Consider the following 3445-nt stretch of genomic DNA (forward strand, 5'->3'; position numbering starts at 1 on the left):
CCAGAGAGCGGATTGAAGACTGGAGGAGAGACTACAATGAGACCAGGCCACATACAGCGCTCGGTGGCTTGACCCCGAGCGCCTTCGCCCAACAAGCTTACCAAGCCCGGAAAGTTGCGTAGCTCGTGGATCACATATGGGGGCAGGTCCAGATTGGCGCCAGGGATGCTGTAGGTGTAGTCCGGTTTCCGGGGGACGTGTGACTTGCCAGAAACACGGATTGTCGCAGTTTTTCCAATGAAATTATGGTGCTCCTGATGCCTGCTAAGGATCTTGCAAAGCTTGTGAACATTATTGCAACGGGTCTGACGGCAGAGCCCGAGACACGCATCCTCGTCTCGCGCGTAGTCCGCAACCACATTGATGCGATTGAGGCTCTTGTAGCCGAGGGCTACACGGGCGAAACGATCATCGATCAAATCCTGAAGCTGACAAGCTCCTCTGCTCCTGACGTGACGAGAGCCGCGCTGCGTCAGTCGATCAGGCGCGCCAGGAAGGACCTGAAGCGAAATCGCTCAACGGCGGCCTTGCAGGCCGCGGAAGGACGTTCATCCGCCCCCCCGAAAGCCCAGAGTTCAAGTGGCATCACGGGTGACAGGTCTTCCCAAGCTGATCCGAGGGTGGATCTAGTCGAACTCCAAAAGACGATCGAACGGCGTTCCCGAATGGCACGTCCCGAGAAATCCGATCAGAACGATGATGAATTATGAGCCGCAGTAGAACCACCATACGTCGTGACTGCCGTTGGCATATTCCGGCCCCAGTTCAGCGCGATCGAAGACCTCCGCAGCGCTTACGTCGGGAAGGATGATCAGTACCAGGTCGACGGCGCTACGCAGACCGTGGCCACGCAGGATAAGCTCTGGCGCACGATCCCGCAGCAATTTCCAGCTAGCATGAGCCTTGACTTCGAAGGCGGCCGCAACGGGAGTCCAGGTATCATCCAGCGCGACCGCCGTCACTCGCCGTCGCCGCCACAACTCGTTGGGCTTGATCCATTCGAGGCGTTGAGGTCGTAATTGCTCAAGACCGGCGCTCGACCGGCGATACGCATCCGAGGCATCCTCGAGCGATGGCGGCGTCTGCCATTGTGACCGCTGGCGTTGCAGGATCCCCCTAAGTGGTTCCCTCTCCCAAACCCCCGAGAAGGTTTGATTCAGCAGACCGGGAAGGTCAGGGCGAGGTGAGGCCGGCAGGACCGCCAGATCATCCGGGGCCGGTTGGGGTGCCGCCCGGCGCGCCACCTTCTCTCGCGCGACCAGGGCCCGCAATAGCACCGGATTCTTGGAATGATCCAGGAGAGCTTCCCGGGCACCTGCTGGATCGTAGTGCGACCATCGTTCGAACACAGAGAGGAACGCATGGCTGCAGCGCTCGGCATGCTCGGCGAGGGCCGGGTCATTGTTCCGCAGGTGATTGAGATAGCCTAGCGTTTTGACCATGCTGCGGAGTGTTGACGGCTCGTGGCCGCTTTCCGAGGCGAGCTGCTCCAAGATCTGGCGCCGCTCACCATGTGAAGCATCCTGCAGCCTTGAGGCAGCTGTCCGTGCGAGATCCTGCCAAGATTGTCCCCGAGACACGTTTCTTCATCTCCTCTCATAGACCTGAGACTTAGTCGCAAATCCCGTTTCGGGCGAGTGCCAGCTTGACAGATTGAATTCTAACCGGCAAATTGCCGGTCAGAGGCCGCCCTTTTGGCACCGGGATCTGTGGAGAACAAACTTTGTTACCGTTTTTGCGCCGAAGAGAGCCCATCTCCCCGACGTCGCCGAGCCTGCTTGTTGTGGCCAGCCGTGCCGGAAATGCCGGGAAGACAACTGCCACGACCCTTCTTCAGGCCTCGATCGATCTTTCCGGCACCAAGGCCCGGATTGTTGAGTTCGACGATCAGAGACGGCATGGCCGACGCCTCCCGGCTGATCTGGTCACGCCCGTATCGCTGCCACTCGCAAGAGAGCTTCAGACCAACCCGGAGGCGGATGTGCGCGCGATGAGCGACGCTTTCGACCGAACCCTTGAGAGTTTTGCACAAGGCGAGACGGTGATCTGGGATACCGGTGCCAATCTCGATGAGCGCCTCGCGGAGTTCTTGGGAGGTGTCGGGATCATCGATGAGGTCCCAGCGGATCGGCCGGCAGTCGTTCTCGTCATGGCCCGCTGCGATCTCGAGATGATCCGGCTTGCGGGGGAGACTGCGGCTGCGTTCGGTCGCGCCGTGCCAGAGGCAACGGTTGCCATTGGGCTCAATGATGCCCATAGCGCCTGGTCGACGCTCGATGCCGATTCTCCCCTGGCGAGAGCTGCGGCGGAAACCCTGGGTCCCATCATCAAACGCGGTGGCAGCATGCTCGTGCCCGCCATCCCCGTCAATCTTGCCATTGCCCTGCGGGACAGTGAGATTCCTTGGCACATCCTCGCCGGGATGGAGCCGAGAGATGCCGCCAAGCATTGGGGCGTTCCCCACGCAGTGGCGAAGGTGCGTCAAGCCGAGCTGTCCGTTACGCTCGAGGCGGCACGTCGGGAGGTCGTGCGGCAGCTCGGGTTTCCCAAAAACGAGACGTGATGGATGCACTTGGCAAGAGATCAAGGCGGCTAGCGACGCCAACCGACGGAAGGCTGTCGCAAAATACCGCGGGCTTGCGCCGGAACAGACCCATGAGGGTTGGCGGGACCTGCAACACCGCTGGTTCCCGGATGATGTTCTGGAACGGGCGCGAAGCCATCGCGAGCGCAGGTTCGCGAAAGCCAAGAAATTCCTCGCTATCTACGAGTTCGCCGAGGCGGTGCTCAGCAGCATCGGCAAAGACATCGCTGATTTGCAGGAACGAAAGTCTCGGCTCGTTTCCAGGCTCGACCCACTCAGGGATCGCTGGAACCACGTGAAGCACCGCTGGACGAGAACCGTCAGCAGGATCTTGGGACGGATTAGGTCCTGGCGGTAGCAGTCGTCTGGATTGATGCACGAAGGATAGCCAAAGGGCCGATAGGAGCTCAGGGCCGGTTCCCTCTGGGGATCGACTAAACGAGTCCGGTCGGCCCTGAGCTCAGTGCGGTGCATCTGACGGAAGCAACCAACAGGATCGGTGTACTCGTCCAACGCGACTGGCGAGGTTGTGATCCTCCTCTCCCACCTCACGGAAGTCAGGACGAGAAAGACGTTCTGTTCGTGGAAGATTGAATGCCTCAGCCTGAGCCTTCCACTTATTCCACCAACTCTTTATGAGCAGAGCTGCGCTTTCCTATATCTTCGCGCAGTAGGATCGCTCACCTCGTGGTTCGCCGAACGCTGGTCCAAGGACTTCCTGGAAGCCGGCAAGAAGCGCCTGGCCGGCGATGTCGCCCGGGAGGCCACCTCAGACGAGGTCAGGGGCCTGCGTCGGGAGGCAGCCGCTCTCAAGGAGGTGGTGGCCGATCTCACCCTCGAGAACCGTCTGCTCAAAAAAAG

At 60.3% G+C, this 3445-nt stretch carries 4 protein-coding genes and 1 pseudogene; 4 read left to right on the plus strand and 1 reads right to left on the minus strand.

The genetic code is table 11. From position 1 onward, the window contains the following. Both DES45_RS24610 and DES45_RS24615 read left to right on the plus strand, forming a co-directional pair. The coding region (locus tag DES45_RS24610) for an integrase core domain-containing protein (protein WP_147282505.1) at positions 1 to 122 on the plus strand (122 nt) is incomplete at its 5' end. Positions 123 to 257: 135 nt separating this feature from the next. Continuing rightward, the gene (locus DES45_RS24615; protein WP_147282511.1) at positions 258 to 710 is read left to right on the plus strand and encodes a hypothetical protein; all 453 of its coding nucleotides are present in this window, start codon (positions 258 to 260) and stop codon (positions 708 to 710) included. Here the strand turns inward: DES45_RS24615 and DES45_RS24925 are convergent. Beyond that, the gene (locus tag DES45_RS24925) at positions 705 to 1493 is read right to left on the minus strand and encodes a hypothetical protein (RefSeq protein ID WP_147282512.1); all 789 of its coding nucleotides are present in this window, start codon (positions 1491 to 1493) and stop codon (positions 705 to 707) included. The two genes, DES45_RS24615 and DES45_RS24925, sit on opposite strands and share 6 nt — an antisense overlap. A gap of 290 nt (positions 1494 to 1783) precedes the next feature. Between DES45_RS24925 and DES45_RS25485 the strand changes: the two genes are divergently transcribed. Both DES45_RS25485 and DES45_RS24635 read left to right on the plus strand, forming a co-directional pair. Continuing rightward, on the plus strand, positions 1784 to 2563 hold the full coding sequence (locus DES45_RS25485; protein WP_147282513.1) for a hypothetical protein: 780 nt from the start codon (positions 1784 to 1786) through the stop codon (positions 2561 to 2563). A 724-nt stretch (positions 2564 to 3287) separates the two neighbouring features. Continuing rightward, positions 3288 to 3445: pseudogene (locus DES45_RS24635) on the plus strand (IS3 family transposase); the annotation flags it as partial.

This window comes from Microvirga subterranea (assembly GCF_003350535.1).
GTDB lineage: Bacteria > Pseudomonadota > Alphaproteobacteria > Rhizobiales > Beijerinckiaceae > Microvirga > Microvirga subterranea.

Bases quoted from the DNA above. Each gene is read 5' to 3' on its own strand.
- DES45_RS24615 (WP_147282511.1), top strand. From the start codon at position 258: ATGCCTGCTAAGGATCTTGCAAAGCTTGTGAACATTATTGCAACGGGT.